Raw genomic sequence first — 237 nt, forward strand, 5'->3', positions numbered from 1 at the left:
CTCAAAACTAAACAAAGTTTCTTCGATGTGTAGGTTCCGTTTTATTCCTTAGAAAGGAGGTGATCCAGCCGCAGGTTCTCCTACGGCTACCTTGTTACGACTTCACCCCAGTCATCTGCCCCGCCTTAGGCGGCTCCCTCCAAATGGTTAGGCCACCGACTTTGGGCGTTACAAACTCCCATGGTGTGACGGGCGGTGTGTACAAGGCCCGGGAACGTATTCACCGCGGCATGCTGA

General features: G+C 53.6%; 1 rRNA gene. It reads right to left on the bottom strand.

Annotated features, from left to right (window positions below):
• Positions 1–52: 52 nt before the first annotated feature.
• Positions 53–237, bottom strand: a 16S ribosomal RNA gene (locus H5S39_RS02375); the annotation flags it as partial.

It is taken from the genome of Limosilactobacillus rudii (assembly GCF_014145455.1).
GTDB lineage: Bacteria > Bacillota > Bacilli > Lactobacillales > Lactobacillaceae > Limosilactobacillus > Limosilactobacillus rudii.